Below are 5,446 nucleotides of genomic sequence, written 5' to 3'. Positions count from 1 at the left end.
CTTGCTGTTCAATAACTAAACGAACAGCTCGCTCCCGCACTTCCGGGGAATATCGTTTTGGTGAGTTCATAACTCCATCCTCTCAAGATATGGAGTCTCCGGTAAAGACGGGGCGGTTCAATCATCATCCTCTTGCCGTTGTTCTACCGGCTTATCGTAGCGCTTAATCCAGTTGTATAGGCTGTGACCTGACACGCCTAGCCGCTCAGCGACCTCGGCCACGCGATGGCCGCGCTCTACCACCTGTTTGACGGCTTCGATTTTGAATTCTTCAGTGTAGCGGGGATGGCTCATGGTTCCTCCTAGATACCTTTAGTATAAGGCCTGGAGGTGTCTACGAAACCTGGGGCGATTCACAAATCAAGGCTGACAAGCTCATTAGTAATAATCGGTCATTACGCCCTACTTCATTTTATTTAAGTAGTATTCATCATTTTCCTAAGCCTTTACAACCCAATCATCTGAGACTTTAGACCACTCTGCCACTGGAACGCCTCGGTGTTGTAAGGTCTTGTAAGGAATGCCTTTCTAGACTACAGGCCTGCCGATGGCTTAGCTTGAGGGTTTTGCTCTCCCTCTTGCTTGTTGAAAGTGCATAAATCCGCATGATTTCGCATGACTCCCATGCACCCAAAACACGCCTACAGCCCAGCAATAGCGGGCTTTGACCCGTTTTGCGAGGTGCATGAAGAATTGCCCCACAAGCGAACACCGCAGGCGGGTGGGGGACAACGCGCCGTAGGGTGCGGGGGCCTGGGGGGCCTACCCCTTGGCAACCATCCCATATAGCCGTTGTGTGCCGCTGTAAGCCTCGCTAATGCTTTGAAACGAGGAAGCCCCGCACATAGCGGGGCTTTGGCTTAAGAGGCGTGATCAAGCGCTAGGCGTCGTTGTCGTCACTATCCAGTTCTTCAAGGCTCGGCACGAAGCCCATTTTCTCTTCCAGCTCTTTCAGCTCACGCGGGAAACGAATGGCTGAGTAATAGCCGCCATCTTTGTAATCCTCGAAAGGCAGGCGCTTGGGGATCTCGGTGCCAGGGAGCTTGATAGGCGCGTGATCAACAGGAATGCGGCTGAGAAACAGATCCCCCAGCGCCAAAATTTGACGCCTACTTACTTCGCGGTTCAGTTGAGCGGTGTCTTCGTAGTTCATTACCGCCTTGTAGGCCGCTCCTTTTTGCATCCCGGCATCAATCCCTAACGTGGCCATGTAAGCATGATCGTTGCAGGTATTCGTTTCGATGCGCTCGAACAGGTACTTCACCACCTCCCCTAACTTGGCCATGCACTCTGTGTTACGGGAAAGCTCGTCCACAGCTTCAATTAGGCGGTTATGCGTCACCAAATCGATGAGCCTGTTTTTATTGTCCACTACATCATTACGCGATAGGTAGGTATACATCTTGATCCACTGGGCCTGTGGCTCAAGTAACTCGATCATTTCCTTGATCTGCTCGGCCTCTAGCTTAGCCTGGGTTTTCTGTTTGACCTTATCGCGCATCGATTTAGTCTGTTTGCCAAAGCCTTTCAAAAAGCTCTGCTTCCACTCTCCATCGGCTTCTTCGCCCTGCTGTTCTAGCGCGCTTAGCGTTTTTTTCAGCCGATCCAGTTCATTGCATACCTCTGTCAGCTTCCGGCGACGCGTGAGGTATCTCTTCAAGCCCTTCTCAACATTCTCGCGCAGATCTTCTTCTGAGATACAACTCGCTATGTAGGGCGCATCGAAGTAAGTAAGTGAACGTCCAGGCGCTTTGCCCCCTTTGGCGGGTGCTTGTGCTTCCGGTTTTGCGGTTTCCATGGTTTGGCCCTCGTTGCTGTTACGGTCGGTCTGTTGAGTGGTGGTTGCTGGTTGGTTCATCAGGCCCTCCATTGGGCGGTTGGGGTGCAGGGTGAGGATGTGGAGCCAAGGCCCCACGGTTGGGAAAACGTGAGCAAGGCAAAAAGCGCCTGCCAGAAAGGGGGATGGGGCACGGCAAGGAGACAATCAGGAAGTGTTCGCATAACGAACGAAACCACTCCCCTATAATTCCCCTGACTGATTTCAAAAACGCGGGCAACGAGGCAACACCGGTAACACCATTGATTTAATTGGTATTTTTTGGCAACCTGTAGCCGCTTTTTTAAAACGGCAACAGACAAAATCAGGTGCTCTATAGATATAAAGATATGTGTTGCCTTTGTTGCCACCTCTCTTATTAATAGGCAACGGCTGCAAGCCCCGTGGTTGCTGGGTGTTGCCGTTGTAGCCAGTGTTGCCACAGAAACTAGGTTCACGCGTAAAAAGCCTATCCATCATTCGCCCCCTCGCTCTGCATCCAGCTTGTCGGGATCAATGACGAAAAAGCGCGTGCTCCCTCCTCCTGGGAGGCGGTAGTTTTTCTGGCGGCGGCCACTGTCGGTTTTGGCTAGCACGTTGTAGGTTTCCAGGGTGCGTATCACGCGGTCACGGCCATACCCCGCTGCCGCCTCAGTCAGTGAGGCACGGTTGAACAGGTAAAGACGCTTGCCGTCCTCGATCTCGAAGTAACCTGCTCGGTGCTTAATGTTGGAGTTGGGTAGCTCAGCAGCAATATTGGAAAAGCGGCTATCACCGTGCATGGCGATAAAATCCGATAGCGCGCTAAGTATTTGACGATCTTCTGCGTTACCGTCGCCTACCCTGGCGATCCACTCGCGGAATAGCTGGCGGCTTGCGTTGGCGGCGGTGCCTTCTTCCCACGGCAAAATTCCGTAAGTGGTCGCCAGCTCCCCGGCTAGCCCAATGATGGCGAAGCGATCCGCTACCCTGCCCGCCTGGGGGCCTTCAGAGTTGAATCCTTCCCGTACCTCAGCAAACCGCCGATAAAAGTAGTCGGGGTCGGTTTCCTTGAGTATCTGCTCCACGAATGCGGGGCCGATCATGCCGAAGTGGTGCGCTGTGGCCGTGGTCAGCCTTACGGCTCTTTCCGGTTTTCTGTTCCACGTCTTTACGGCGCAACAAGCGATTGCCTAGCGGGATCTGGTTCACCGTTTTGAAGGTGGGTTGGTGTGTGTTGTCGGTCATGGGTTTATGTCCTCGCGGTCTCGTTCCCAGCAAATGCTCCAGTAGCCCGAGTAAGCTTGACGCCCTCGCCAAAACCTTGCCAGCAGGGCCGGGTGTAAGTGGTGCCACTTACACCGAGGTAAAAAATTTTCTCTTGTATAAGCAAAAAAGCCGCTGCGGGGGCAGCGGCTTTAAACTAAACATAAACTACGACTCAATCTTAATTAGCTATTAATAAACAATATATCGCTTAAACACGGACTAGTTTCAGCAAAGGTTCAAAGGAATACATGGCTGGCCGTCGCCCTGATGCCTCCTCGACTGTACGTATTATGTCATTATCTAACATAATTCTAGTAAATCTTGCAGCAGTAGCTGCCGGAATCCCACTTTGCGAAGTAAATTTGTTATTACGAAATACAGGGTTAGTGAAAACAAAATCTAGTGCAGTCACGCTCCATTTTGAAGACAACAACTCAGCAAATAAAATTTTCATTTCTTCATATAACGACCTTATATTTTCAGCAACAGTTAAATTCCGTATTGCCTGTTGCTCTACGGCTTCTAGAAAAAAAGAACACCATTCTTCCCAATCCCCTGTCTCCGATACTCGCCTCATCGTATCAATGTACTCATCCTTATTTTCTTCAAAATATCCACTAATATAAAAATGAGGTGCTGAAATAGTTCCGTACTTCCATAACATCAAAGTTATCAACATCCTCCCAATCCTTCCATTACCATCTTTAAACGGATGTAAGGCCTCAAACTCTATATGCGCCAATGCTGCTTTAACGAGCGTTGGGCTAGGATCTTCATTGATATACTTGAACAATACATCTAATCCATCCTGTAGCCGCTCTGGGCTAACGGGAATGAAAAGTATTTTCTTTTTATTCCTATCAGCCAAATAATTTTGCTCAAGCTTAAACTCCCCCGGTGACTTTGATGCCCCTCTACCAAATGATAAAAGTCGTTGGTGTACTCCTTTAAGCAGCGACTGAGAAACTGGATAGCCATCATTTAGAGCTTTTTGAGCGGCCTTCAACGCCCTTTGGTAAAGTATTGTTTCAATAACTTCAGACCTTACACTAGGTGTACTAGCCGCCTCATTTTCATGATCAGCCTCATATTGCAAGATTTCATCCATAGTACTAACAGTTCCCTCCATTCTAGAAGAGATAACTGCTTCTTGATTCCTTAAAGGGGCAAGCAGTATTTCGCTATTGTGCATGTTTTTTAGCATTTGATCATAGCGTGCAATTGCATCTGTAGCTTTTATAAGTTTGTCTACAAACTTGCCATAATCTATTTTTTGAGGTGGAAATTTATCGTAGTGATAATTTACAGCTTCGTCTAAATTTAACTCCATTTCAATTGCCTCTCAAATTTTCAATTTCTTGAACGCCAAATATAGTACATCATATTTATCAATTTTTGAGAGTCAACATTATTTTCAATACCTCTATGGATGCCTGATCATGAGATGCATGCTTAGCAGAGGTTAGAATCTCATTTTTAGAACTATATGAGACTGTACCTATTTTGACGTGCATCTATGCAAACCTACAGAGCTAGCTTCTCACTTCCAAGAACTTATGAGAACGTAACCAACTTGACGTGCATCTATGCAAACCTACGATGCTAGCTTCTCACTTCTAGAAACTTATGAGAACGTAACCAACTTGACGTGCATCTATGCATACCTACGATGCTAGCTTCTCACTTCTAGAAACTTATGAGAACGAAGCTGTTTTGACGTGCATCTGTGCAAACCTACGATACTAGCTTCTCATTTTTGGAAACTTATGAGAATAAAGCTATCTTGACGTGCATTTGGGCAATCCTACAACGCTAGTTTTCAATCAAAGAAACTTACAGGCCTGTATGTAGCTCGACTTTCATATACTTCTCCCCTAACTCTCTCCTGAAAACAGCCTGCCCCCTTGCCTATCTGTCCCAAATAGATAATCCGCCCAAAATTGCATCATGGCGGGCCTTTGATCCGGGGCCATGTGCTGGGCGTGGGTGTAAACGCCCTCGATCCCTGGCAGCTTGTGCGATAGCTGTAGCTCTATCCATTCTCTTGGGTAACCCAATTCTTTCAAACCGGTGGCCACCACATGGCGGCAGCCATGGGGAACGTGCCGACCCTCATAGCCAAGGCGCTTTAAGGCCATGTTAAAGGCGGCATCGGATATCGGCTTACGGGGGTTGTTTCGACCTGGGAACAGCAGTTTGAAAGTTCCTGTTAGCTTGTGCAGGTAGCGCAACTCATGAACGGCTTGTGTGGGCAAAGGGACTTGAACCGCCCCGGTTATTCCGGAGACCGGTTTGTTTGAGTCAGGCAGCTTCACCCGACTCCTCCAATTGACGATAATACGTCCTTTCTCGTTCTGCTGGTGGAACGTTTCCGATGGGTTC

The 5,446-nt window shown here is 48.5% G+C and carries 4 protein-coding genes and 1 pseudogene; all 5 read right to left on the bottom strand.

The window, feature by feature from the left end; genetic code table 11:
- Positions 1 to 123: 123 nt before the first annotated feature.
- Positions 124 to 294: pseudogene (locus tag V8L71_RS20165) on the bottom strand (transposase); the annotation flags it as partial.
- 586 nt (positions 295 to 880) lie between these two features.
- A complete protein-coding gene (locus V8L71_RS20160; protein WP_336275271.1) occupies positions 881 to 1,858 on the bottom strand; it encodes a hypothetical protein in 978 nt (325 codons plus the stop codon).
- Between the two features lie 434 nt (positions 1,859 to 2,292).
- Positions 2,293 to 2,901, bottom strand: a complete 609-nt coding sequence (locus tag V8L71_RS20155; protein WP_101145295.1) for a hypothetical protein — start codon at positions 2,899 to 2,901, stop codon at positions 2,293 to 2,295.
- A 371-nt stretch (positions 2,902 to 3,272) separates the two neighbouring features.
- Positions 3,273 to 4,394 carry a Fic family protein gene (locus tag V8L71_RS20150; protein WP_101145296.1) on the bottom strand — a complete coding sequence of 374 codons (1,122 nt, stop codon included), beginning with the start codon at positions 4,392 to 4,394 and terminating at the stop codon, positions 3,273 to 3,275.
- Positions 4,395 to 4,938: 544 nt separating this feature from the next.
- Positions 4,939 to 5,379: a tyrosine-type recombinase/integrase gene (locus tag V8L71_RS20145; RefSeq protein WP_336275272.1), complete on the bottom strand. Its 441-nt coding sequence runs from the start codon at positions 5,377 to 5,379 to the stop codon at positions 4,939 to 4,941.
- Positions 5,380 to 5,446 lie beyond the last annotated feature (67 nt).

The sequence above is a fragment of the Vreelandella indica genome (assembly GCF_037070225.1).
GTDB classification, from domain to species: domain Bacteria; phylum Pseudomonadota; class Gammaproteobacteria; order Pseudomonadales; family Halomonadaceae; genus Vreelandella; species Vreelandella arctica.
The sequence above is the reverse complement of the archived record's forward strand: the minus strand, read 5'-3'. Positions and strand labels throughout refer to the sequence as shown.

Excerpts from the sequence above, each read along its gene's own strand:
- V8L71_RS20155 (WP_101145295.1), bottom strand. The coding sequence starts at position 2,901 with ATGATCGGCCCCGCATTCGTGGAGCAGATACTCAAGGAAACCGACCCC.
- V8L71_RS20150 (WP_101145296.1), bottom strand. The coding sequence starts at position 4,394 with ATGGAGTTAAATTTAGACGAAGCTGTAAATTATCACTACGATAAATTT.
- V8L71_RS20160 (WP_336275271.1), bottom strand. The coding sequence starts at position 1,858 with ATGAACCAACCAGCAACCACCACTCAACAGACCGACCGTAACAGCAAC.